The sequence below is a fragment of the Mesorhizobium sp. B2-6-4 genome, from assembly GCF_006441495.1.
Taxonomy (GTDB): Bacteria; Pseudomonadota; Alphaproteobacteria; order Rhizobiales; family Rhizobiaceae; genus Mesorhizobium.
Genome location: NZ_VFUE01000022.1, coordinates 44,726 through 65,637, shown reverse-complemented (window position 1 = coordinate 65,637; position 20,912 = coordinate 44,726). Strand labels below are relative to the sequence as shown.

Annotated in this window: 27 protein-coding genes and 1 pseudogene; 17 read left to right on the top strand and 11 right to left on the bottom strand. The window is 66.0% G+C overall.

The features are described 5' to 3' along the window. Positions 1 to 15 precede the first annotated feature (15 nt). Both FJ426_RS25630 and FJ426_RS25625 read right to left on the bottom strand, forming a co-directional pair. Positions 16 to 222, bottom strand: a complete 207-nt coding sequence (locus FJ426_RS25630; protein WP_140515979.1) for a hypothetical protein — start codon at positions 220 to 222, stop codon at positions 16 to 18. Positions 223 to 331: 109 nt separating this feature from the next. Beyond that, a complete protein-coding gene (locus FJ426_RS25625) occupies positions 332 to 622 on the bottom strand; it encodes a hypothetical protein (protein ID WP_140547516.1) in 291 nt (96 codons plus the stop codon). A 227-nt stretch (positions 623 to 849) separates the two neighbouring features. Here FJ426_RS25625 and FJ426_RS31515 point away from each other — a divergent pair, with 227 nt between their 5' ends. Further along, positions 850 to 1,002: a hypothetical protein gene (locus tag FJ426_RS31515; RefSeq protein WP_181171916.1), complete on the top strand. Its 153-nt coding sequence runs from the start codon at positions 850 to 852 to the stop codon at positions 1,000 to 1,002. Between the two features lie 27 nt (positions 1,003 to 1,029). Here FJ426_RS31515 and FJ426_RS25620 read toward each other — a convergent pair whose 3' ends face one another. Together FJ426_RS25620 and FJ426_RS25615 are read right to left on the bottom strand one after the other, a co-directional pair. Continuing rightward, positions 1,030 to 1,344, bottom strand: a complete 315-nt coding sequence (locus FJ426_RS25620; protein WP_140515975.1) for a plasmid stabilization protein — start codon at positions 1,342 to 1,344, stop codon at positions 1,030 to 1,032. Positions 1,345 to 1,498: 154 nt separating this feature from the next. After that, positions 1,499 to 2,431, bottom strand: coding sequence for an alpha/beta hydrolase (locus FJ426_RS25615; RefSeq protein WP_140561087.1), 933 nt, complete (start codon positions 2,429 to 2,431; stop codon positions 1,499 to 1,501). 194 nt (positions 2,432 to 2,625) lie between these two features. On the opposite strand from FJ426_RS25615, the gene FJ426_RS25610 reads away from it, so the two are divergent. Together FJ426_RS25610 and FJ426_RS25605 are read left to right on the top strand one after the other, a co-directional pair. After that, complete coding sequence (locus FJ426_RS25610; RefSeq protein WP_140557876.1) at positions 2,626 to 3,603, top strand: SDR family oxidoreductase; 978 nt, start codon at positions 2,626 to 2,628, stop codon at positions 3,601 to 3,603. Between the two features lie 74 nt (positions 3,604 to 3,677). Then, positions 3,678 to 3,974 (top strand): hypothetical protein, encoded by a 297-nt coding sequence (locus tag FJ426_RS25605; RefSeq protein ID WP_140499986.1) that lies wholly within the window; start codon positions 3,678 to 3,680, stop codon positions 3,972 to 3,974. 60 nt (positions 3,975 to 4,034) lie between these two features. Here FJ426_RS25605 and FJ426_RS25600 read toward each other — a convergent pair whose 3' ends face one another. From FJ426_RS25600 to FJ426_RS25590, 3 genes are all read right to left on the bottom strand, one after another. Continuing rightward, entirely contained in the window at positions 4,035 to 4,286 is a 252-nt protein-coding gene (locus FJ426_RS25600; RefSeq protein WP_140499984.1) for a DUF982 domain-containing protein, read from the bottom strand. An 87-nt stretch (positions 4,287 to 4,373) separates the two neighbouring features. Next, on the bottom strand, positions 4,374 to 4,814 hold the full coding sequence (locus FJ426_RS25595) for a GFA family protein (protein WP_140499982.1): 441 nt from the start codon (positions 4,812 to 4,814) through the stop codon (positions 4,374 to 4,376). Positions 4,815 to 4,895: 81 nt separating this feature from the next. After that, positions 4,896 to 5,075, bottom strand: coding sequence for a DUF3606 domain-containing protein (locus FJ426_RS25590; RefSeq protein WP_115144153.1), 180 nt, complete (start codon positions 5,073 to 5,075; stop codon positions 4,896 to 4,898). Positions 5,076 to 5,470: 395 nt separating this feature from the next. On the opposite strand from FJ426_RS25590, the gene FJ426_RS25585 reads away from it, so the two are divergent. Beyond that, positions 5,471 to 5,899, top strand: a complete 429-nt coding sequence (locus FJ426_RS25585; protein ID WP_140499981.1) for a DoxX family protein — start codon at positions 5,471 to 5,473, stop codon at positions 5,897 to 5,899. Here FJ426_RS25585 and FJ426_RS25580 read toward each other — a convergent pair whose 3' ends face one another. Then, on the bottom strand, positions 5,900 to 6,205 hold the full coding sequence (locus FJ426_RS25580) for a hypothetical protein (RefSeq protein ID WP_140499979.1): 306 nt from the start codon (positions 6,203 to 6,205) through the stop codon (positions 5,900 to 5,902). Between the two features lie 252 nt (positions 6,206 to 6,457). Here FJ426_RS25580 and FJ426_RS25575 point away from each other — a divergent pair, with 252 nt between their 5' ends. The 5 genes and pseudogenes from FJ426_RS25575 to FJ426_RS25545 all read left to right on the top strand — a co-directional run bounded on the left by FJ426_RS25575 (position 6,458) and on the right by FJ426_RS25545 (position 10,287). Beyond that, entirely contained in the window at positions 6,458 to 7,105 is a 648-nt protein-coding gene (locus FJ426_RS25575; RefSeq protein ID WP_140499977.1) for a glutathione S-transferase family protein, read from the top strand. A gap of 695 nt (positions 7,106 to 7,800) precedes the next feature. Beyond that, on the top strand, positions 7,801 to 8,181 hold the full coding sequence (locus tag FJ426_RS25565) for a hypothetical protein (protein ID WP_140561086.1): 381 nt from the start codon (positions 7,801 to 7,803) through the stop codon (positions 8,179 to 8,181). Continuing rightward, the gene (locus FJ426_RS25560) at positions 8,174 to 8,569 is read left to right on the top strand and encodes a hypothetical protein (protein ID WP_140561085.1); all 396 of its coding nucleotides are present in this window, start codon (positions 8,174 to 8,176) and stop codon (positions 8,567 to 8,569) included. Before FJ426_RS25565 ends, FJ426_RS25560 begins: the two co-directional genes overlap by 8 nt. Next, positions 8,526 to 9,185 (top strand): annotated as a pseudogene (locus FJ426_RS25555) (terminase family protein); the annotation flags it as partial. The gene FJ426_RS25560 and the pseudogene FJ426_RS25555, both read left to right, overlap by 44 nt. A gap of 346 nt (positions 9,186 to 9,531) precedes the next feature. Then, positions 9,532 to 10,287, top strand: coding sequence for a terminase family protein (locus FJ426_RS25545; RefSeq protein WP_140561083.1), 756 nt, complete (start codon positions 9,532 to 9,534; stop codon positions 10,285 to 10,287). Positions 10,288 to 10,391: 104 nt separating this feature from the next. Here the strand turns inward: FJ426_RS25545 and FJ426_RS25540 are convergent, their stop codons facing one another. After that, positions 10,392 to 10,763 carry a nuclear transport factor 2 family protein gene (locus tag FJ426_RS25540; protein ID WP_140521521.1) on the bottom strand — a complete coding sequence of 124 codons (372 nt, stop codon included), beginning with the start codon at positions 10,761 to 10,763 and terminating at the stop codon, positions 10,392 to 10,394. Between the two features lie 150 nt (positions 10,764 to 10,913). Between FJ426_RS25540 and FJ426_RS25535 the strand changes: the two genes are divergently transcribed. Together FJ426_RS25535 and FJ426_RS32085 are read left to right on the top strand one after the other, a co-directional pair. After that, positions 10,914 to 11,447, top strand: a complete 534-nt coding sequence (locus FJ426_RS25535; protein WP_140521522.1) for a hypothetical protein — start codon at positions 10,914 to 10,916, stop codon at positions 11,445 to 11,447. Between the two features lie 4 nt (positions 11,448 to 11,451). Then, the gene (locus FJ426_RS32085; protein WP_263486360.1) at positions 11,452 to 11,577 is read left to right on the top strand and encodes a hypothetical protein; all 126 of its coding nucleotides are present in this window, start codon (positions 11,452 to 11,454) and stop codon (positions 11,575 to 11,577) included. Between the two features lie 143 nt (positions 11,578 to 11,720). Here the strand turns inward: FJ426_RS32085 and FJ426_RS25525 are convergent, their stop codons facing one another. Then, positions 11,721 to 12,335 (bottom strand): methyltransferase domain-containing protein, encoded by a 615-nt coding sequence (locus FJ426_RS25525; RefSeq protein WP_224519113.1) that lies wholly within the window; start codon positions 12,333 to 12,335, stop codon positions 11,721 to 11,723. Between the two features lie 259 nt (positions 12,336 to 12,594). On the opposite strand from FJ426_RS25525, the gene FJ426_RS25520 reads away from it, so the two are divergent. Beyond that, the gene (locus tag FJ426_RS25520) at positions 12,595 to 14,373 is read left to right on the top strand and encodes a portal protein (RefSeq protein WP_140561081.1); all 1,779 of its coding nucleotides are present in this window, start codon (positions 12,595 to 12,597) and stop codon (positions 14,371 to 14,373) included. Next, on the top strand, positions 14,370 to 14,693 hold the full coding sequence (locus FJ426_RS25515; protein WP_140561080.1) for a hypothetical protein: 324 nt from the start codon (positions 14,370 to 14,372) through the stop codon (positions 14,691 to 14,693). Before FJ426_RS25520 ends, FJ426_RS25515 begins: the two co-directional genes overlap by 4 nt. Before the next feature lie 258 nt (positions 14,694 to 14,951). Here FJ426_RS25515 and FJ426_RS25510 read toward each other — a convergent pair whose 3' ends face one another. Further along, the gene (locus tag FJ426_RS25510; RefSeq protein WP_140521524.1) at positions 14,952 to 15,266 is read right to left on the bottom strand and encodes a YMGG-like glycine zipper-containing protein; all 315 of its coding nucleotides are present in this window, start codon (positions 15,264 to 15,266) and stop codon (positions 14,952 to 14,954) included. A 304-nt stretch (positions 15,267 to 15,570) separates the two neighbouring features. Between FJ426_RS25510 and FJ426_RS25505 the strand changes: the two genes are divergently transcribed. The 4 genes from FJ426_RS25505 (at position 15,571) to FJ426_RS25490 (ending at position 20,762) form a co-directional block, all read left to right on the top strand. Beyond that, entirely contained in the window at positions 15,571 to 16,482 is a 912-nt protein-coding gene (locus FJ426_RS25505) for a hypothetical protein (RefSeq protein WP_140561079.1), read from the top strand. 45 nt (positions 16,483 to 16,527) lie between these two features. Further along, complete coding sequence (locus tag FJ426_RS25500; protein ID WP_140515933.1) at positions 16,528 to 17,517, top strand: Coat protein; 990 nt, start codon at positions 16,528 to 16,530, stop codon at positions 17,515 to 17,517. A 177-nt stretch (positions 17,518 to 17,694) separates the two neighbouring features. Next, positions 17,695 to 18,306 (top strand): hypothetical protein, encoded by a 612-nt coding sequence (locus tag FJ426_RS25495; protein ID WP_140561078.1) that lies wholly within the window; start codon positions 17,695 to 17,697, stop codon positions 18,304 to 18,306. Next, the gene (locus FJ426_RS25490; protein ID WP_140561077.1) at positions 18,306 to 20,762 is read left to right on the top strand and encodes a hypothetical protein; all 2,457 of its coding nucleotides are present in this window, start codon (positions 18,306 to 18,308) and stop codon (positions 20,760 to 20,762) included. The genes FJ426_RS25495 and FJ426_RS25490 overlap by 1 nt, the downstream gene beginning before the upstream one ends. Positions 20,763 to 20,912 lie beyond the last annotated feature (150 nt).

Genomic DNA, 20,912 nt, shown 5'->3' with positions numbered 1-20,912 from the left:
TGCGGATTCAGGCGACTACAGGATGTTGCCCGTCACCTCGACGATGATCGCAGCCCCTTCGAGCGAGCCGTCGGGCACATGCACGACACGCGAAACGCGCAGGTCCTGGGCGTTTCCGTCGACGGACAGCGAAACGCTCTCGCCGATCCGGGGCACGGCCTGGAAAACGGCCTCGATCGATTGAGGCCGGTTGTCGATCGATACGCGGCAGTTGACGGTCATGGGCATCTCCTGTGGCGGCCACCCCACGCGTCAACGCCGGCCCCTCGGAATGGTTTCAGGCAGGGATGCGGCAATCCCCGAACGTCGATGCCGGCGCCTGGCCGACCGGTCAATTCGGGAAATTGTTGACCGGCTCCTCGCAGCGGTAGACCGGACAGTGCCCGTCACGGGCCGGGATATAGGCCGACATCGGCACTTCGGGCCAATCGCATTCATTGCCGAACTGCCTGACATAGCGGTCATAGGTGTTGGGGCCGGTGGTCAGCACGACGGCGCGGTGGCTGTGGATCATGGCGCGGATCTGCGCGCAGCTCATGGCGCGGCTGTCGGGCCGGGCTTCGGCCAGGCCGGTGGCGGCAAGCATGGCAGCCACGGTCGGCAACAGGATTCGAACGGACATGGCGGTCTCTCCAAGGCATGATCCGCAACGCCGGGCGATCAAGCTTGGTTGCGGCATGCCGGGGAGATTCGCACTTTGTCTGGCGGTTGCGCAACAGCCGGCGTCTTCTCTTGCGAGGGGCGGCGCGGGCGCGCAACCAAATCGCGCCTCGCGCATTGCTGGGCATGCTCGGCAGGAAGCCTTACCAAACCCCGCGATGGCCGCCCGGGAACAGGGATCGCGAGGCCATGTGCTGTTCGTTCTGCGGCGGCCGCGACCACGGCTACGAGGACTGTCCGCAAAGGCCGCCGTCCGACAATCCGGCCGAGCCCAACTTCGATGATCCGCCGGGCGACGATCTGATCAAGAGCAGCCCGGGCGAGGGCAGGCAAGGCGCATAGGAACTTCGTGACCCGGTCGCCCGCGCATCAATGGGCGTGCGCTTCGTTGCGCTTGCGGGTCGCGGCTGCCTTCCTGGCCGATGCCGACCGGCTGGCGGCCGAACGCGAGGCGGAAGCCTTGCCGCCCTTTTCGCCGCCCTTATGCGCGGCGGGATGGCCGGTGTGCTTGCCGCGGCCGGAGCCGCCCTCCTTCTTGCCGCCGCCATCATCCTTGTTGACGGTGGCCCAGGCGCGGCGCTCGGCTTCCTTCTCGGACACGCCGCGATGCTCGTAGCCCTCGGCGATGTGGTCTGCCTTGCGCTCCTGCTTGTCGGTGTATTTGGATTTTTCTCCGCGTGGCATGGTTCTGCTCCCGGGTTCATTCGATGCCCCTGCAACTGCGCAGCCAAGGATGTGGTTCCAATTCCCCTGGTCGCGGCCGGCTGGGAAGGTTCCCGCTGAACCGCTCCAGACGTTTCGACGCGATTCCCCAGGGAAAGTGGTACGTGGGAAACCGCTAGGCACTTTTCCTGACATTGCCCTCTCGGGCTGCGGTCTCGGGGCCGGCGAAGAAAGCGCTCAATTCGGCGGCCGTTTGCGCGGGTGCTTCTTCGGGAAAGAAATGCCCGCCTTGGACCGCATGGCCGCGCAGATCGCCGGCCCAGCCGCGCCACAAAGCCAGCGGTCCGCCTTCGCCGGCATACCATTCGGCGAGCGCGCCTTGCCCGCTCCACAGCGCCAGCACCGCGCAGGCTATGCGCCGGCCGGCGGCGCTGTCGGCATGGTCGTGCTCGCGGTCGAGCATCGTGGCCGCCCGGTACTCCTCGCAGATCGCATGGGCATGGGCGGGATCGCGCAGGGCCTCGACATAGGCCTGGCGCACGCCGGCGGAAAATGTCTCTGGCGACGAGCCCCAGCCGCCCAGGGCATCATCGACGATCGCGTCGGCCGCACTGGCCAGGAGCTTTTCCGGCAATGGCTCGGGTTGGGCCAGCAACGACCACGGCCAATAGCCGAGCGCCAGCCTGGCGTCGGCCCGGTCCCAGGCGTCGGCGGTGGGCACGATGTCGAGCACGGCAAGCCTTTCGACGCGGTCGGGATGGTCGAGCGCGAGGCGGTAGGCGACACGTCCGCCGCGATCATGGCCGGCGACCATGAAGCTGGAAAAGCCGAGCTCGGCCATCAGCGCCACCATGTCGCGGGCCATGGCGCGCTTGGCGTAAGGGGCGTGATCGGCGCTCGACGCCGGGCATGAGCTGGCGCCATAGCCGCGCAGGTCGGCGCATATGACGGTGAACCGGTCCGCCAGGCGTGGCGCCACGTCGCGCCACATCAGATGCGTCTGCGGAAAGCCGTGCAGCAGAAGGACGGCGGGCCCGTCGCCGGCGCGCCGGGCGAAGATGCGGGCGTCGCCGCAGTCGACCTCGAGGGTCTGAAAACCTTCGAACATGATTGCCTCCGGCAGGCGAAACGGCGGCAGGACGCGAGCGGTTGCAATGCGCGCCTGCGAAAGCCGCCAACTTTTTCCGCCGACATGCGTTGTCCCTGCGAGCAGAGCGTTTGGACCGAAGACATCGCGAACAGTTCCGCGCGTTGCGCGAGGAGGTTCGGGATGTCTCCGGTCCAAACACAGAGGAGATGACCATGCCGACCAACACCCAGAGCGACAGTTCGAAAGCAACCAGCAAGCAGCGCAGCATCCAGCGCAAGGTCGACGCCAAGGACCGCGCCAAGGCCAAGCCCAAGGGCGACGGCGCCATGCAGGCCGGCGCGCGAAAATATCCCGCGCCGCCTTTTCCCGCCCAGCATCATCCCAAACCCGGCGAGGAATGGGCCATCGAGCCGGCGCCGCTCTATGACGCGCCGTTCTGGCGCGGTTCGGGAAAGCTGGAAGGCAAGGCGGCGTTGATCACCGGCGGCGATTCCGGGATCGGCCGGGCGGTGGCGGTGCTGTTCGCGCGCGAGGGCGCCGATATCGCCATCGTCTATCTCAGCGAGGACCGCGACGCGGAGGCGACCAAGCAAGCGGTCGAGGCGGAGGGCCGCCGCTGCCTCGCCTTGCGCGGCGATGTCGGCAATCGCGCCTTCTGCGCCAAGGCCGTGGCAAGGGTCGTGAAGGAACTTGGGCGGCTCGACGTGCTGGTCAACAACGCCGCCTTCCAGATCCATTCCACCGATTTCGCCGACCTGACCGAAGAGCATTTCGACACCACGCTGAAGACCAACCTCTACGGCTACTTCCATATGGCGCAGGAGGCGGTGGCGCACATGAAGCCGGGTTCGGCCATCATCAATACCGGTTCGGTCACCGGCATCGAGGGATCGAAGGACCTGGTCGACTACTCCATGACCAAGGGCGGCATCCATGCCTTCACCCGGGCGCTGTCGGGCAACCTCGTCGGCAAGGGCATCCGCGTCAACGCTGTGGCGCCGGGGCCGGTGTGGACGCCGCTCAATCCGTCGGAGAAGGAGGCGCAGGACGTATCGCAGTTCGGCGCCAAGACGCCGATGAAGCGGCCCGCCCAGCCGGAGGAAATCGCGCCCGCCTATGTGTTCCTGGCCTCGCCGCAATGCTCCAGCTACATCACCGGCGAAATCCTGCCGATCGTCGGCGGTTATTGAGGCAAGCCATCGAAGGCAAGCCATCGACCATTGGGCGGCCGGTGAGGGCGGCCCAACCCGGAAAGGAGGCCGAGATGAGACTTCTCGCCATCATGTCCGTCAGCCTGATGCTCGCCGCGCCCGCCGCGGCGCTGGCACAGGCCGAGCAGCAGAACCCCGACAAGCAGGCGCCCAGCGAAAAATGCCGGGCCAAGCCCGACGGCAACCAGCAGCCGACCGACAACACGCTGACCGAGACGCTGAACGATTGCGGCGGCGTGCTGAAGCCGCCGCCGACAGGCGACCAGGGCATGGCCGCGCCGGCGCCCAACGAAGGCAAGACGCCGGTGATCAAACCGGGTGAAGTGCCGCCGCAGCCGCCGAAACAGTAGCCGGCGGCTTGCCGCGATGCAGCTATCGGGTTCCGGACCGCCCCTTGAGGCGGCAGGCTTTCAGGATTTGCCGTTGCCGGGCAGAAATTCCGCCTCGCGCCCGGCATCGATCATGGCCCGCATCGCCTTCTCGGCCGGGGTCCAGCCATCGAGGGCATCGCGGCAGCTGCGCCATGCGGCGCGGTAGCGCCGGCCGTGCTTGCCGGGCCAGTCGCGCAGGCATTCCAGGCCTTCCCAGGCGCTGCGCACCACGCGCTCGCGGGCCGGTCCGACCTTCAGCCTGACCGGACGGGGAAAGAACTTGTCGTTCACGGCGATCTCCATTGAAACTGAGGCGCCCGATAACGCCGGCCGCCGTTCCGGGGTTCCGTCGCGGCCGCTAAACTTTTCGACTAATTTTCAGCCGCCGGGAGCTGCGTCCGACAGCGGCCTCGGCGGCGGGCCGGGAGCCTGCGCGGCGGGCCGGTCGTGCTCGAACTGCCGCGTATCGGGCAAGGCATGCAGCCAGGATTCGCGCCGGCCGATCCACAATTCGTACTCCGGCATGAGATCGGTCGGCGCCACGTCCAGGCTGCCGATCATCACCTCGGCTTCGTCGTCGCTGAGCGAGGCGACACGGCTGCCGCAGGTCGGGCAGAAGCCGCGGCCGGCATAGGTGCCGAGAATGCCCGATGTCTCGAACGCCTGGCGCGGCCAGATGGCGAAGGCGGCAAAGGCGGAGCCGCTGGTCTTGCGGCAATCCTTGCAATGGCAGAGACCCACCCGCAGGGGCGGACCGCTGACGGTGAACTGCACGCCGCCGCAAAGGCAACTGCCGGTTCTGCGCGCGGTGTCGGGCATGGCCGTGGCCTCCAACCATTCGGTGCCGCAATGCGCCCGGGTCCTGCCCCGGGCAACGCTTCCAAAGCCGGTCGCGCCGAGCTATCCGCGCGCGGCCATGTGGTTGTCGAGCTTCTTCCTCGAGGGCCCGTAGCGCTTGATGATGGTCTGGGCCTCGCTCTGCGGGATGCCGTATTTGCGGGCGAAAGCGGCAACCTCATAGGTTTCCTCGCTCGAAACCAGCTTGCGATCCTGCTTGATCTTCGATTTGTCGTCCGCCATGCCGAGCCTCACTTTCCACCCCCGGCGCGCCGCCGTCGCGGCGCGACCCTGCGGTCATACATAACAGCATTTGACGCCGCTGGTTCCATAGCGGCTTTTGCAGGCTTTGGCGAACACCGACCGGAATATCGGCTCCGCCGCCTCAGGCCGGCTCCAGGCGCATGGCGGCGAGATACATCAGGGACGATGCGGCCCCCTCTATCCAGGAGCCGGCAAACCGGAATCCGGTTTTGCGACAGCGGGCCCGATCGAGCGGCGCCGATCGCGACATCCGGAAAAAACTTCGGCAGACATGTCGGATGCGCGGCGCGTGGCGCGTCCTAGGAGCAATTCCAGGAAAGTTCGGTTTCCATCCGGAATTGGGTAAGACAAGCAAACGAAACGGGAGAACAACCATGCCGTCGCCAACCGTCCAATCGCCGTGGCAGACCGCCGCCTTGCTCATCGCCCGCCTGATCTTCGCGGCCGTCTTCCTGATGGCGGTGACGTTCAAGTTCATGGGCATGGGCGCCACCGCCGGCTATATCGCCGCCGCCGGCTTTCCGTTTCCGCTGTTCCTGGCCTGGTGCGCGGCGATACTGGAGGTGCTGCTGGTGATCGCTTTCCTCACCGGCGCCTTCTTCACGCCGGCCGCGCTGGTCGCGGCGGTCTACGTGCTGTTCCTCGGCTTCGCCTTCCACGGACCGAGCCACTGGGCCGGCAACCAGGCGGAATTCGGCTTCTTCGTCGACCATTTTTCCTTCCTGGCCGGGCTGCTGTTCGCCGCCGTGCACGGGCCGGGCCGCGTGCTTTCGTTCAATCCGGGATGGCCGGGCAGGGCGTAGCTACATCTGGTCGTTGTAGGGTTCCTTCATCTGGCCGACCATGCGCGCCAGTTTCGAAAAGGACGGCATGTCAGCTTCGGGCTGGCACTGGTTGGCGAGCTCCAGCAGCCGGATCGGGAAATTGACGGCGTCGCGGCTCGACGCCGACATGCCCTCGGACCGCTCCTCGCTGGTTTCGCCGGCTTCGGCCTTGCGCAGGGCGATGTCGATCTCCTCTGATGTCAGCACGCCCTTCCTGACCAGGACGTGGTTGATCGATGCGACGGCCATCAGCAGGCCCTCGAGTTGCAGGTTGGCGACGTTCATGGCGGTTGCTCCCATCGGTGAGGCGCGTCACGCTGAACAGGGCCCGTGCGACGCACTTGCAGGTATCGGCCTACGCATGTCGCCCAAAACCGAGGTCACTTTGAGGCGGCGTGCATAGGCGTTCAGAACGCGCGGACATCCATTCGCGATCCGCGCCCGGCAAGGAAAATAGTTCAAGACCGATGTCGGGCTGCCGCGCAGGCTTGTTCGTCATCGCCAGGAAGCCCGGAAACAGGCAAGGAAGCGGATGCAATGACAATCACCATTACGGCATTCAAACGGTCGCCCGACGGCGGCAAGGGACTGGCGCGCGACACGCGCGTTCGCTGGGCGCTCGAGGAAGTGGGCCAGCCGTATGAGGTTCGTCTTGTTTCCCATGCCGAGATGAAGGCGCCCGACCATCTGGCCATTCAGCCCTTCGGCCAGATCCCCACCTACGAGGACGGTTCGCTCTGCCTGTTCGAGACCGGCTCGATCGTCTTCCACCTTGCCGAGCGGTATCCGGGGCTGCTGCCGGAGGATCGCGATGCCCGCGCCCGCGCCATCACCTGGATGTTTGCCGCGCTCAACACCGTCGAGCTGCCGATCCTCGAACTGACGACGGCAAAAATATTCGAGGCCGACAAGCCCTGGAGCGAGGAGCGCCTGCCATTGGTGAAGGACCGCGTTCGCGCCCGGCTGGACAGGCTCTCGGCCCATCTGGGCGGCGCCGACTGGCTCGACGGCGCGTTCAGCGCGGGCGATCTGTTGATGGTATCTGTGCTGCTGCGGCTCAGAATGTCGGGCATTCTGGACGAATATCAAAACCTGGCTGCCTATGTGGCCCGCGGCGAAGCCCGGCCCGCCTATGGCAGGGCGTTCGCCGCGCAATTCGCGGTCAATGCTCCAGCACCCAACTGACAAAGCGGATAGGCCGGGGGAGGATCACGCTGGGACGGGCAAGATAGGATTTTTTTCTTAAAGACTGTTGACGGGGTGAAGGCAACTATGCTATGTTTTTATCTATGGTGCTGAGTTGCGCCGATGACCCGCCCCCGAGGCGGGTTTTTGATTCTGGCGCGCCGAAACAAGAGCGCCGGTCGTGCTGGGTATTGGCGCGATATTCAAGCGGATCTTCATTCAACGCGCTTAGCGACCTTCACAGCGAGATTGTGACGAAGCCCCGGTTCATTAGTTGGGCTGATCCTGTTCGCCCATGCCGTGAAGGCGTGCATTCGCTGCGCGGGGATGCCTAAAGCCGATAAGGAATTTTTTCCTAAAAGCTGTTGACGGGGTGAAGGCAACTATGCTAAGTTTTTATCTATGGTGCTGAGTTGCGCCGATGACCCGCCGCCGAGGCGGGTTTTGTGTTTCTGGTTTTGCTTTTCTCCTCGAATGATGGCGCTCTACGGCGCCCCCCTCTGGCCTGCCGGCCATCTCCCCCACGGGTGGGGAGATCGGCTGTTGTCCCGGCTTTCGCCAATCGCCAACGTTGTAGAAAAAAGCGAGGCGCCGAAGCTGCGATCTCTCCCCTCGTGGGGGAGATGTCCGGCAGGACAGAGGGGGGCGGAAGGAATGCGACGTTTCGAACCTGACGATTATCCGCGAGAAATCCCATGCCACGCTATGCCACCATCATCACCGGGGATGACGGCCTTGAGGTCGTCAGCGCCATTGGCGAATTCGAGGGTGCGGCGCCGCAGACGCGGCTCGGCCGGATCGAGCAGGTCGCAACCGGCGTGCTGATCGGCATGGTTCGAGACGCGGCCGGCGGCTTCGCTTTCCCGCAGGCGACAATTCATAGCGGCGCCATCGGCCTCGCCATGGCGGGCCTGAAGGATCTGCCGGGCGTCGCAAAACCTGCCCGGCGGCCGAAGGGCGCCAGGAACGTCAGGAAGAAATCCACCCGCTCGAAGAAGAAGCGGGTCCGGTCGGTCAAGTCCGTGCCGTCGAAGGCCAAGGCCGGCGATGCCGAGGCGGTGACGGGCCATGGCTGACGAAACCGCCGCAGTGCCGGCGCGCGGCAAAGAGCGCAAGCCGGCCGCCAGCCGGAGCGCAAGCCCGGAGGCCGCGCCGGAGACCCGCCGCAATCGCCCGAAGAAAACGCTGGGCGACCACTTTCTCGCCGCCGTGCGCGCCGATTTCCGCGCCCATGGCGCCGGCGTCATCGCCGAAGTGCGGGCCGACAAGCCTGACCAGTATCTGAAGATCGTGCTTTCGGTGCTGCCCAAGGATTTCGATGTCGCCGTCAACCATCTGGATGCCCTGAGCGATGAAGAGATCCGCAGCCGCATCCGCGCGCTCGAAGCCGCGGTCAAACCGTTCCTCGAAGACATCGCCGGTGGCGGCGAGGACGGAATATCTGGCGCTGCTGGCGGAGCTTGACCGCAGGCGTCGTACCAACCAGCTTGCCGCCTACCGGCCCTATGCCAGGCAGGCGGCGTTTCACGCGGCAGGCGCCGCCAACCGCGAGCGGCTGTTCATGGCCGGCAACCAGCTCGGCAAGACCCGCGCCGGCGGCGCCGAATGGGCCATGCACCTGACGGGCCGCTATCCCGCGTGGTGGCAAGGCAAGATTTTCGATGCGCCGGTGCGGCTGTGGGCCGCCGGCGTTACCGGCGAGGGCACGCGCGACAATCCGCAGCGCGTGCTGGTCGGCCCGCCGCAGCAGCAGGCGCAATGGGGCACCGGCATGATCCCGGCCGATGCCATCGTCGACACCATGATGGGTCGTGGCGCGCCGGGCGCGCTCGACAGCGTCGTGGTGCGCCATGGCGGCGGCGGCGATGTTCAGGCCGGCGAGAGCGTGCTGTCGTTCAAGAGTTTCGAGAAAGGCCGCGAGAAATGGCAGGGCGAAACGCTGCACGGCGTCTGGTTCGACGAGGAACCGCCGCTCGACATTTATTCCGAGGGCCTCACCCGCACCAACGCCACCGGCGGCATCACCATCGTCACCTTCACGCCGCTGCTCGGCATGTCCGATGTGGTGCTGCTGTTTTTGTCGGCGGCGAAGGTGGAGGGGATGGGGAAGGGGTGATGGAGAAGAAACTGATTGGGGACGAGCGGCATCGCACTTGGCGCTTGCTCCCCTTCGTCGGCGCTGCCCCTCATCCGGCTGCCGCCACCTTCTCCCCGTAATGACGGGGAGAAGGGAGCTGGCCGCAATCTCGGCGCCGATTCTTGAACGTTCGCGATTGGCGAAATCGTCGACAACAGCACCCCTCTCCCCGTCACTATACGGGGAGAGGATGCCGGCAGGCAGGTGAGGGCGGCGCGACGTTGGTCCGAAAAACGTAGCCTTCACAAGACGCTACATCGATTATCTCGAAAGTGATTCAGGATCCCCCATGTCCCGTCACGTCACCTTCATGACCATCGACGGCGCCGAGCATTATTCGCCCGAGGAGCGCGCGGCGATCGTTGCCGCCTATCCCGCGCATGAGCGCGAGGCCCGCGCCCGGGGCATTCCGGTGCTGGGGTCCGGCCGCATCTTTCCGGTGGCGGAGGAGCTGATTGCCTGCGCGCCGTTCCGGCTGCCGCGCTACTGGCCGCGCATCGGGGCGCTCGATTTCGGCTGGGACCACCCTTCCGCCGCGGTCGAGCTCGCCTGGGATACGGAGGCCGACGTCGTCTATGTCGCCAGGGCCGCGCGCGCCTCGCAGCAGACTCCCGCCATGCAGGCGCTGACCCTGAAGCCTTGGGGCGAATGGCTGCCCTGGGCGTGGCCGCGCGACGGCCGCCGCGAAACGCTGGAAGGGGCGGGCACCGCGCTCGCCAAGCAATATGCCGCGCACGGGCTGAACATGCTGTCGCGCCACGCGCAATTCCCCGACGGTTCGGTCTCGGTCGAGGCCGGGCTGATGGAGATGCTCGACCGCATGCAGTCCGGCCGGTTCAAGGTGTTTTCGACGCTTGTCCCCTGGTTCGAGGAGTTCCGGCTCTATCATCGCAAGGACGGCCAGGTGGTCAAACTTCGCGACGATTTGATGGCGGCGACGCGTTATGGCGTGATGATGCTCAGGGAAGCGGTGGTCAATCCGGCGGAGTTCAGGACTGCGAGACGGGCGAAGGGGCAGAGCGATCCGCTGGGGGCGTTCAGGTGAGGGCGGAGGGCTCTTCGGAGCGTCGCGGCAGCGCAATTCCCGCTGGAGGAAACGGGCGCTCCGGCGCCGGCCCGATAGCCCGCGCTGCGATGTCCCTGCGGGGCCTACTCCACGATTTTCCAATATGAATCCTTGCGGATCACCTTGCCGTCGCGAAACGTGTAGAAGTCGCAACCCCTGACCTCCTTTTTCTCCCCCTCGCGGGTGGTACCTGTGAGGATCCATTTCGAGATGCCGGTATTGGCGGTCGAATCCACAAAATGCTCGGCGTTGCCGTAGTGGACATCGGGCAAGCCTTCAAAGCGTGTCGCCAGTGCTTGCCGTACGTTTTCCTTGCCCTCGAAACGAGAGCCCCAAGGATTGCCTCCCCTCGGCATCTCCAGGATGCAGTCGTCGGAAAAGAACGCCATGATCCGATCGAGATCGTGCGCGTTGAAGGCCTCAGATATCTGCGTCAGCGCCGATCGAATGTCCATTCGCCCGTCTCCCTTCAATTGGATGACCGATGTTTTGCTCCCGCATTCTATGGTCGAAGTAGGTCACCGGAGAGGAGACCGGTCAAGGGCGTGAATTTTTCACGCGGCACTCACACAGATGAACCTTATCCCCCGGGCTCTGGCATTCGCATGACCCTCCGCATCATCCCCGCGACCCTGCGCGATCTCTCCTATATCGCCGCCAATTTGCGGCCCGAGGATCGCGCCGAGATCGATTGCCAGCTCGACTACTGGTCGCCGGCGCTGCTGGCGCTCACCGCGCTGCAAGGGTTTGCCTATGTGGCCGAGCTCGGCGGCAATCCGGAGGTCGGCTTCGGCGCGGCCGAACAGCGGAGCGGGCTTTGGATCGCCTGGAGCTGGGGCACGCGCCGCATGAGGCGCTGCGTGCCCGGGATTACGGAGTTCTTTCACGCGGTGCTCGGTCCGCAAGTTTCCGCCCGCGGTGCCTGGCGGGTCGAGGCGCGGGCGCTGGCCGGCAATGAACTGGCGCTGCGCTGGCTTGCGCGGCTGGGCGCCACGCAACGTTGCCTGCTGCCCGGATATGGCCGGAACGGCGAAGATTTTTTCCTCTACGACTGGACAAGAGAAGGCTGGAACCATGTGTCTGTTTCAAAAACCACCGGAACTGAAGCCGCTGCCGGCAGTGCCGACGGCCGGGGATAAGGACGTGCAGGCGCGCGAAGCAGCACTTCGGGCTGAGCTCGAACAACGCCAGGGCACGGCCAGCACCATAAAGACCGATCTGGCGCCCGGCAGCCTCGCCGGCCAGCGCCGCGTGCTTTTGGGGGTGTAACCATGACCGCGATGAAGCGCAGTTTTCGCCGGCGCGTGCTGGACTGGTGGTATTGGAGACGGCATGCAAGGTTGGTGAAGCGGCGTGGCGGGTGAACGCTGCCAATCTCCCCCACGAGGGGGGAGATTGGCAGCTTCCACCGCTCATCCCTTCTTCGCGAACGCCCAGACCATCATCGGGTATTCCTCGTCGTTGCTGAGGTCCCGCCACAGGCCGTAGGCGCGGACCGGGCCGCCTATGTGGGCGCGGGCGCAGGCCTTGTTGCCCCAGCCGAACGCCTGGACGTTGTCCTCGGCGAAGCCGCCGTCGACCATCAGCTGCTTCAGGCCGGCCGGCGTCCACCTGTTGTAGTCGTGCGGCCTGGCGTGTACGCGAAACAGGAAGGGCGTCGCCACCATCGCCCAGCCGCCCTCGCGGGTCATGGCGTGGATGTTCCGCGCCGCCGCCTGCGGCCGCTGCACATGTTCCAGCACCTGGTCGGCGATGACGATGGAATATTGCTCGTCGGTGCGATCCTTGCAGATGTCGAAATCGGGGAAGTCGACCGAGCGATAGTTGGGGCACATCGCCTTCCAGTAGCGGTTCCAGCCGGGCGAGATCTCGATCACGTCGCGCGATTTGCGGTTGGCGGCCGTCAGGAAAGTGGTGAAGGCTTCGATCTGGCGGATGCGCAGCCAGTTGCGGGAATCATAGCCGATGAGCCGTTTAACGGTACGTTTGCTCTGGTTCTTCAGGGCGGCAAGGCTTGTCGTCGTCACATCGACCTCCTGCAAAACCCCGCCGCGAGACGTTCCTAGACCAAGAACCGCGCAAAAGAATGACATCGTCGGCTGAAGCTGCCGATCTCCCCCCTTGAGGGGGAGATGTCGCCGGAGGCGACAGAGGGGGTCGCCTCGCATGAAGCGCTAACCTCCTTCTGTTGCAGAAGGCCGAACCCGGTCGATCCGACCCCCTCTGGCCGCTTTGCGGCCATCTCCCCCTCAAGGGGGGAGATCCCCCAGTTTTAACGAGGCCCCCATGACCAGCGATTCCCGCGCCCGCGATATTCTTTCCCGCCAGTCCGAGCTCGAGAGCGAGCGCGCCGCCTACGAGCCCGTATGGGAGGCGGTGGCGGAGTTCTGCGATCCCGATGGGCCCGATATCCGCTCCGGGCGCGGTGCCCGCCGCGGCGACAGCCAGGCCGAGCGGCAGGAGCGGCGCGGCGCCCGTGTCTACGCCAACACCATCAACTCGGCCGCCAACCGGCTGGCCGCCGGGCTGGAAAGCCTGATCATCCCGCAGTCGGAGAAATGGCACGGGCTGACCACCGCCGAGATGGACGACGAGGAGACCGACGAGGAAAAGGAATGGGCGGAAAACCTGCGCGACTTCCTGTTTTCGCTGCGCTACTCCGCCAATTCCAATTTCGTGCCGGCGACGCAAGCCTGCCTGCGCAATGTCGTGCGCTACGGTCCGGCCTATCTCTATGCCGAGGAAGGTTTCGGTTCGACGCTGATCCGCTACGCCTCGATCCCGGTGGTGGAAGGCTATCTCTCGCGCAACCGCTGGGGCCAGGTCGACATCTTCCACCGCCGCTACGAACGCACCGCGCGCCAGGCGGCGCAGCTGCTCGGCTACGAAAAACTGCCGGCGCGCATCAGGACGCTGGTCGACGATCCCGCCAAATGCGAGGAGAAGATCGCGCTCATCCAGTGCATCCAGCCGCGTGACGAGCGCCGCATGTACCGCTCGGGCGGAAGCTACCGCTATCTCGACGCCGCCTTCGCCTCCTACCATGTCATCGAGGACGAGGAGGAGATCGTGCGCGAGAGCGGTTTTCGCACCTTCCCGGTGTCGGCCTTCAACTGGCGCCGCTACGAGGGCGACGCCTATGGCATCTCGCCGACCATCGAAGCCTTGACGACCGTGCGCGAGGAAAACGCGGTCCGCCGCTCGGGCCTGCGCGCGCTGCAACAGATCACCGATCCACCGACGGCGTCGAAGGCCAGGCTCGACTATGTGCCGGTGCTCGATCCGGGCGAGAATTATCCTGGCCTCATCGACGACAATGGAAGGCCGCTGATCGCGCCGATCACCACCGGGCAGAACCCGAGCTACGCCTTCGACTATGCGGCGAGCCGGGCGGAGGAGATCCGCGACATGATGTTCGTCAACCTGTTCCAGACCCTGGTGCAGAACCCGCAGATGACCGCCACCGAGGCGCTGATCCGCCAGGAGGAGAAGGGCGCGCTGCTGGGGCCGTCGGGCTCGATCATCCAGGCGGGCTTTGCCACCAATCTCGACCGCGAGCTCGGCATATTGGAGGACAAGGGCCTCTATGACGAGGACAGCCGGTTCCTGCCGCCGGCGAGCCTGGCGGGCAAGGCGGTGCGGCCGACCTTCACCGGTCCGCTCGATGTCTTGCGCCGCTCGGCGGAAGCGCGCGACACCATCCAGCTGGTGACCACGGCCATGCAGATGGCGCAGTTCGACCCTGATGTGATGGACAATATCGACAGCGACGAGGCGCTCAAGATCGTGCAGAGCGCCGGCCGCAGCCCGCAGCGCATCTTCCGCCGCAAGGATGAGGTGGCGGGCCTGCGCGACGCGAGGGCCAAGGCCAGCCAGGCGCAGGCCGGCATGGCGGCGATCGCCACCGCCGGCAAGGTGGCCAAGGATACCGTGCCGGCGGCCGTGCAGGCGCGCGACAGCGGCCTGCTCGAAGGCCTGCAAGGCATGCTGCAGGGCGGCACCGCCGATGGGCCGGCACCTGATGCCGGCGCCCAGGGCGCGATGCCGGCCGGACAGCGCGCATGAGCCGCAAACGCTTCGCCCACGCGTCGCAAAACGGCGGCCCCGCCAAAGCACGCGAGGCGCTGGCCAAGGCGTATCTGCGCGTGTTCTCCGGCGAGGACGGCGAAATGGTGCTGGCCGATCTCGCGGCGACGGTCGGCTATTTCAGGCGCCCGTCATACGGCGAGTGGATGGCGCGGACCAGAACCCCCAATGGCTTCGAGCTGCACAGCGCGCTCAGCAACGCGCGCGCCGAAGTGGTGCAGCACATTATGGGGTTCCTGACGCTGGACGAGGCGCAGCTCGTGGCGCTGGAAAAGGCGGCACGGGAGGAGGAGAGGTGAGGCGCTGAAGCGCCGATCTCCCCCCTTGCGGGGGGATGCCCGGCAGGGCAGAGGGGGGCGCTGTCCCGCCGGCCTTGCCGTGTTCATCGCACGGCGATCAAATCACGAGCGGTCGCTCAAGCCGGGCCCTAGACGACAAACATATGGCCATGTTCAAAGTTCGGCAGCGACCGAGGTCGGCGCTCTACGGCGCCCCCCTCTGTCCTGCCGGACATCTCCCCCACGAGGGGGGAGATCGGCGGTCTGGCCGCCGGTGATTCAATAATTGCCGTTGTAGTACCGGTCGTCGCAAGGCGCGGTGTAGATGCGGCCGTAGCGGTCCTGGTAGCGGCAGAGCTGGTCGCCGCGGCGCTGCGGGGTGGTGGCCGAGCCGACGACGGCGCCGAGCAAGGCGCCGCTGGCCGCGCCGATGACCGTGCTCTTGGTGTTGCCGCCGATGGCCTGGCCGACGAGGGCGCCGCCGGCGCCGCCGATCAGCGCACCGGTTCCGGCCCGCTGCTGGCCTTCCGTCTGCGCGCAGCCCGCCAGCGCGGCGATCATCAAAACGGCGGCAGTTGTTTTGTGAAGGTTCATGTGACGTCTCCCTTAAAGATTTGAAATCCCTATCGATCGTCCCGTGCGGCCGCATTGCGGCGGAACGGCGGCACAGGCTGTCACGATATAAGACATGGTTTCTCGGGCGTTGATGAACCGGGAGGCGAAACACCTCTTTCGAACAAGGCGCTAGCGCCGATGCCTGTCAAAATGATTCAGCCTGAGCGGTCCCGGCCGTGTCTGGCCGCCCTTCCTGCCGCGTAGACCGCTCCTCTCCCTCACACAAGGACGATTGGCGGCGCCACCAGTTCACTTCCAACCTAACCCTCAAAAGGAACATCACATGACAGATCTGGCAGATGCCGGGTCCGTGGCTGCCTCGTCGCAGCCGGCGGGCAACCCGGAACGGCCACCGGCAGGCGCGGATAACGGGTCCGCCGGGCTTGCCGGCAAAAGTTGGTTTGACGGTCTTTCCGAAGGCAACCGCAAGCTTGCTGAAGCCAAGGGCTGGACCAAGCCTGAAAGCCTCGATCGGGTTTTCACATCCTATGCGGAGCTGGAGCGGCGGCAGGGCGAAAGCCTGCGCGTTCCAGCCAGGGACGCGCCGAAGGAAGACTGGGACAAATTCCATGCCCGGCTGCCCGAGGCGATGCGTCCGCTGACATCGCCCGAAAAGGTCGAATACCGGCGGCCTGACGGCCTGCCGGAAACCTTCGCCTATTCGGACGAACTCGCCCAGGCGTCCAAGGCGTGGGCGGTCGAAGCCGGCGCCACGCCGAAGATCGCCCAGGCCTATCATGACAGGTTCGTCGGCTACATGGCCGAGCAGGCGGCGGCCCAGCAGGCAGCGCTCGCCCGCTCGGTCGAAGCCACCCATGACGATCTTGTCAGGGATTGGGGGCCTACCGACAGCGATGGCTTTCGCCAGAAGCTGGAGGTGGCCAACCGGGCGATGAAGAAGCTCGGCCTGGTCGATGCCTACAAGCAGAAAGGCATCCTTCTGCCCGACGGCGCCCTGACCGATCCGCAGATCGCCAGGGCCTTCCAGGCGATCGGCGAGGCGATGTTCCGCGAAGACACGATCGACGCCGACGCGGCGCCGCGGGGGCAAAACCCCTTCCGGCGCAACGCCGCCGGCGAGCGCAACGTTTCGGCCATTTCAGCCCTTGTCAAAAGCGACCCTCAACGCGCCCGGCGGCTGGCCAGGGAAGCGGGCGAAAACCCGGATCTCTGGATGCCGAACAACCCGCTCTGATCCCGACGCATCAGCCGCCGATCAATCTCTCAAAGGAAAGACAAAATGGCAGACGCCTATACCCGTATCGCGGACGCGATCGTTCCGTCCGTTTATGCCCAATACGCTTTCGAGGAGCACGTCCAGTCGCTCGAAATCTACCAGGCCGGCATCCTGTTTTCCGATCCGGCCATCTCCTCGAAACTGTCGATGGGCGGCCGTTCCGTCGACATGCCCGGCTGGAAGGACCTCGGCAACGATCCGTCCGAGCCGGTCAATGACGACCCGGCCGATTCCATCGAGATGAAGAAGATCGGCTCGCGCCGCGAGGTCGCCGCCCGCAATGTCCGCGCCCAGGCGTGGGGCGTTCCCGACCTGACCTCCATCCTGGCGGGCGACGATCCGCAGAAGCTGATCGTCAAGCGGCAGACCGAGTACTGGCAGCGCGCCAACAAGCTGACCCTCATCGGCATGCTCAAGGGCGTCGTCGCCGACAATCTGGCCAATGACGGCGGCGACCTGGTGCGCGCCACCGGCGCCTCCATCGTCGACACCGACATCATCGAGGCGGCCTACCTGATGGGCGACCGCGCCGACAAGTTCCGCACCCTCTGGATCCATTCCAAGCAGATGAAAGCGCTGAAGCTCGCCGACCTCATCGACTATGTGCCGTCCTCGCAGCAGGGCGGGCCGCTCATCCCCTATTACATGGGGCTGCGCTGCGTGGTCGACGACGACATCCCGCAGGCGGCGGGCGTCTACACCGCGTTCATGTTCAAGGACAAGGCGATCCTGTGGAACGAGCTGCCCGTGAACACCGAAGGCGGGCCGCTCGAGTTCGACCGCAAGCCGCGCCAGGGCCATGGCGGCGGGGTGACGGAAATGGTCGGCCGCCGGCATTTCGTGCCGCATGTGCCGGGCACCCGCTTCCTCGACGCCTCCACCGCCGGCGAATTCGCCACCGACGCGGAGCTGGCGCTGGCGGCGAACTGGGACCGCACCGCGTCGAGCGTCAAGACCATGACGTTCATCGCTCTGAAGACGACCGAGGCATAGGGTTTCGTCTCCCGGGAGGTGGGCCAGGCCCACCTCCTTCCTGCGAGCGCCGGCGCTTGAACATTGACGCCAACCGTCGATGCCGGCGCTGCCCCTCATTGCCCTGCCGGGCATTTCTCCCCGTGAACGGGGAGAAAGACGCACTTCCCCCAATCACAACCCACGGAGGCCTTACCCATGGCCATAACCCCGACCGACATCGCCAATATGGCGCTGGCCGTCCTCGACGAGGCGCCGATCGACAGCCTTGACGAGGACATCAAGGCCGCGCGCTTGCTCAACATGCATTTCGACCTGACCCGCGAGGCCGAGTTGACGAAATACGCCTGGGTGTTCGCCATCCTTTCGGCATCCCTGGCCGGCAGCGATACCGGTTCCGGCGATTGCACGCTGAACTGGGTCTATGAACTCCCCGTCGATTGCCTTCGCCCGCTGCCGCTGACCCACAATGGCGAGCCGGACGGCATCGCGATCTCGTGGCGGCAGGAGGCGGGGTTGGTCTACAGCGACCGGGCGGGACCGCTCACCATCCGCTATGTCGCGAACCTCACCGACCCCAACGACTGGGACGCGCCGTTCACCGAAGTGCTGGTGGCGGCACTCGCCGTCAAGATCGCGCATCCGCTGACGCACAAGGCCGGCATGATCGACATTGCCCGTTCGGCCTACGACCGCGCGCTGGACGCCGCCTTCACCGCGCAGGCCATCCAGCGCGGCGGACGGCTTTCGACATCGAGTTGGGCGCGGCAGCGCGGCGACAGCCGGTTTTATGCGGGGGCCATGCGCTGATGGCGACGCTCTATCCGGTCCAGGACGTCTTCACCCGCGGCGAGATCTCGCCACGCCTGCACGCGCGCGCCTCGCTTGATCTCTACCGCGCGGCGCTGTCGAAATGCGAAAACTTCGTCACCCTGCCGCATGGCGGCATCCGCAAGCGCGGCGGCACCTGTTTCGTCGGCGAAGTCAAGACGTCCGCCAAGGCGACGCGGGCGATCCCGTTCATCTTCTCGGCCGACCAGGCCTACATGCTGGAGTTCGGCAATCTTTACATCCGCGTCTACGCCTATGGCGCGCGTGTCGGCACGGTCGAGGTGGCCTCGCCCTATCTTGAAGCCGACCTGTTCGATCTCGACTATGTGCAGTCCGCGGACCAGATGTGGATTTCCCACAGGGATTATCCGCTCAAGGTGCTGACGCGCACCGCCCATACGGCATGGGCGCTCGACGACTACGCGATCGACGACGGGCCCTATGACGACATCAACGATACGCCGACCACGCTGACGCCTGCGGACTATGGGGCGCTGACGCCGAAGATGACGTCGAACACCGCGCCTTCCGGCACGGTCTCAGGCATGGGCGGGGCAGGGGACGCCTTCCAGCTTTTCGACAAGGCGACAGAGACGGACAGCGGCATCGCCGGTGCCACCAACGGCTCGGTCACCTACCAGCTTGCCGGTGGCGCGCAGGCCATCGTCGAAAACTACTATCTGACCGCACGCACCGGCGGAACGGTCGACCGCACGCCGACAATCTGGGTGCTTGAAGGATCGAATGACGGCGCGACATGGGTGACGCTCGACAGCCGCACCGGCGAGACCGGCTGGTCGGGCGGCGAAACCCGCTACTATGAATTCCTGAACAAGCTGGCGTTCGAGTATCACCGCTTTACGTGGAAGGCGATCAACGGCGCTTCGGACAGCGCGTTTTCCGAACTGAACCTCAACCGGGCGGCGGCGAGCCAGACCCCGTTCGACCTCACGGCGTCATCGACCGCCGGCATCAATGGCGGCGCCGGCTTCCAGGCTTCTGACGTCGGCCGGGCCATTCGCCTGCTAGCGTCCGATGGCCGCTGGCGCTGGGCCAAGATCACCAGCCGCACCAGCGCCACGGCGGTGAAAGTCCAACTGCATGGATTTGCCCTGCCGGACCTCAGCCCGATATCCCGCTGGCGCCTGGGCACGCTTGTGCCGGGGAAATATGTCGAAAGCGGATCGCTCTACGAGGAGCGCCTGGCCTTCAGCCGCAAGTTTTCGGTCTACGCCTCGGCAACGGGGGATTTCAACAATTTCGCATTGGGCGAGAAGGATGACGACGCGCTGGAATTCCTCCAGGCCGGCGGCGGCCAGGCGAACGACATCACGTGGATCGCGGAATCGGACGGCGCGCTGCTGATCGGGACGCTCGGCGGCATCCGCGCACTCTCCGGCTCCGGCATCGACGAGGCATTGACGCCCTCCTCGTTCAAGAACCGGCGCTCGCGCACGTCGGGCTGTGCCCGCATCCGCCCCGTCGATGCCGGCCGGTCGTTCCTCTATGTCACGCGCTCGCGCCGCTCGATCGCCGAGCTGACGCAGGCTTCGACCGGCCGCTTCACCTCCGATGATATCGGCCAGATCTCCGAGCACATCGCCAAGCGTGGCGTGGTCGAGCTGGCGTTCCAGACCGACCCCGACCCGATGCTGTGGTTTCCGCTCGATAATGGCGAGCTCGGCGGCTACACCCACCAGCCCTCGCAGGAGGTGCGCGGCATGCACCGCCACCGCCTCGGCGGAACCTTCGCCGGTTCCGGCTGGGCGGCCGTCGAAAGCGCTGTGGTGACGCCGGGCCAAGACGGCGTCGACGACATCTGGCTGATCGTCAGGCGCACCATCGGCGGCGTGACCAGGCGCTATATCGAGATCATGACGGCGCCGTTCGAATATGGGGCGCTGGAGGACGCCTTCCAGGTCGATTGCGGCCTGACCTATTCGGGCGCCGCCGTCAACACCGTGTCCGGGCTTGGCCATCTCAACGGCGAAAAGGTCGACGTGCTGGCCGGCGGCAAGGTCTATCGCGGGCTGCCGGTCGCCTCCGGCCAGGTGACGCTGCCCGGCGGCGCCGTCGCGGCCAGATGGCAGGTCGGGCTTGCGTTCCAGTCGCAGGCCGACACGCTGGAGCTCGACGTCGCCGGCCGGGACGGCTCGATCCTCGGGCGGCGCAAGAAGGTGGCGGGTGTCATCCTGTCGCTGCTCGAGACCGACACGACAGGGCTTCAGGTGCAGTCGCTGATCCGCGGCCGCTGGGAAAGCGTGCGCATGCCCTCCATCGTCGCGCCCGACGGCAAGGCAAGCCTGTTCACCGGCAATGTCGAGGTGCCCATCGACGACAGCTGGGAAGGGCAGGGCCGGGCGCGGATCCGCCACGTCAACCCGACGCCCTGCACGATACGGGCGTTCACGCCAGTGTTCGACGCCGAGCCGTAGGGCGAGCTGGCGTTCCTCGCCCCCGCGAGGCGGGGGAGAGGTGGCCGCGAAGCGGTCGGAGAGGGGGCCTTCGTAAGGCGCAGGCGCTTCTGCCGGAGAGTCCGGCACAGCTCGGCGCCATCCCCTCTCCGTCTCGGCTTCGCCGAGCCA

Bases quoted from the DNA above. Each gene is read 5' to 3' on its own strand.
- FJ426_RS25630 (WP_140515979.1), bottom strand. From the start codon at position 222: ATGACCGTCAACTGCCGCGTATCGATCGACAACCGGCCTCAATCGATC.
- FJ426_RS25625 (WP_140547516.1), bottom strand. From the start codon at position 622: ATGTCCGTTCGAATCCTGTTGCCGACCGTGGCTGCCATGCTTGCCGCC.
- FJ426_RS31515 (WP_181171916.1), top strand. From the start codon at position 850: ATGTGCTGTTCGTTCTGCGGCGGCCGCGACCACGGCTACGAGGACTGT.
- FJ426_RS25620 (WP_140515975.1), bottom strand. From the start codon at position 1,344: ATGCCACGCGGAGAAAAATCCAAATACACCGACAAGCAGGAGCGCAAG.
- FJ426_RS25615 (WP_140561087.1), bottom strand. From the start codon at position 2,431: ATGTTCGAAGGTTTTCAGACCCTCGAGGTCGACTGCGGCGACGCCCGC.
- FJ426_RS25610 (WP_140557876.1), top strand. From the start codon at position 2,626: ATGCCGACCAACACCCAGAGCGACAGTTCGAAAGCAACCAGCAAGCAG.
- FJ426_RS25605 (WP_140499986.1), top strand. From the start codon at position 3,678: ATGAGACTTCTCGCCATCATGTCCGTCAGCCTGATGCTCGCCGCGCCC.
- FJ426_RS25595 (WP_140499982.1), bottom strand. From the start codon at position 4,814: ATGCCCGACACCGCGCGCAGAACCGGCAGTTGCCTTTGCGGCGGCGTG.
- FJ426_RS25590 (WP_115144153.1), bottom strand. From the start codon at position 5,075: ATGGCGGACGACAAATCGAAGATCAAGCAGGATCGCAAGCTGGTTTCG.
- FJ426_RS25585 (WP_140499981.1), top strand. From the start codon at position 5,471: ATGCCGTCGCCAACCGTCCAATCGCCGTGGCAGACCGCCGCCTTGCTC.
- FJ426_RS25580 (WP_140499979.1), bottom strand. From the start codon at position 6,205: ATGAACGTCGCCAACCTGCAACTCGAGGGCCTGCTGATGGCCGTCGCA.
- FJ426_RS25575 (WP_140499977.1), top strand. From the start codon at position 6,458: ATGACAATCACCATTACGGCATTCAAACGGTCGCCCGACGGCGGCAAG.
- FJ426_RS25565 (WP_140561086.1), top strand. From the start codon at position 7,801: ATGCCACGCTATGCCACCATCATCACCGGGGATGACGGCCTTGAGGTC.
- FJ426_RS25560 (WP_140561085.1), top strand. From the start codon at position 8,174: ATGGCTGACGAAACCGCCGCAGTGCCGGCGCGCGGCAAAGAGCGCAAG.
- FJ426_RS25545 (WP_140561083.1), top strand. From the start codon at position 9,532: ATGTCCCGTCACGTCACCTTCATGACCATCGACGGCGCCGAGCATTAT.
- FJ426_RS25540 (WP_140521521.1), bottom strand. From the start codon at position 10,763: ATGGACATTCGATCGGCGCTGACGCAGATATCTGAGGCCTTCAACGCG.
- FJ426_RS25535 (WP_140521522.1), top strand. From the start codon at position 10,914: ATGACCCTCCGCATCATCCCCGCGACCCTGCGCGATCTCTCCTATATC.
- FJ426_RS25520 (WP_140561081.1), top strand. From the start codon at position 12,595: ATGACCAGCGATTCCCGCGCCCGCGATATTCTTTCCCGCCAGTCCGAG.
- FJ426_RS25515 (WP_140561080.1), top strand. From the start codon at position 14,370: ATGAGCCGCAAACGCTTCGCCCACGCGTCGCAAAACGGCGGCCCCGCC.
- FJ426_RS25510 (WP_140521524.1), bottom strand. From the start codon at position 15,266: ATGAACCTTCACAAAACAACTGCCGCCGTTTTGATGATCGCCGCGCTG.
- FJ426_RS25505 (WP_140561079.1), top strand. From the start codon at position 15,571: ATGACAGATCTGGCAGATGCCGGGTCCGTGGCTGCCTCGTCGCAGCCG.
- FJ426_RS25500 (WP_140515933.1), top strand. From the start codon at position 16,528: ATGGCAGACGCCTATACCCGTATCGCGGACGCGATCGTTCCGTCCGTT.
- FJ426_RS25495 (WP_140561078.1), top strand. From the start codon at position 17,695: ATGGCCATAACCCCGACCGACATCGCCAATATGGCGCTGGCCGTCCTC.
- FJ426_RS25490 (WP_140561077.1), top strand. From the start codon at position 18,306: ATGGCGACGCTCTATCCGGTCCAGGACGTCTTCACCCGCGGCGAGATC.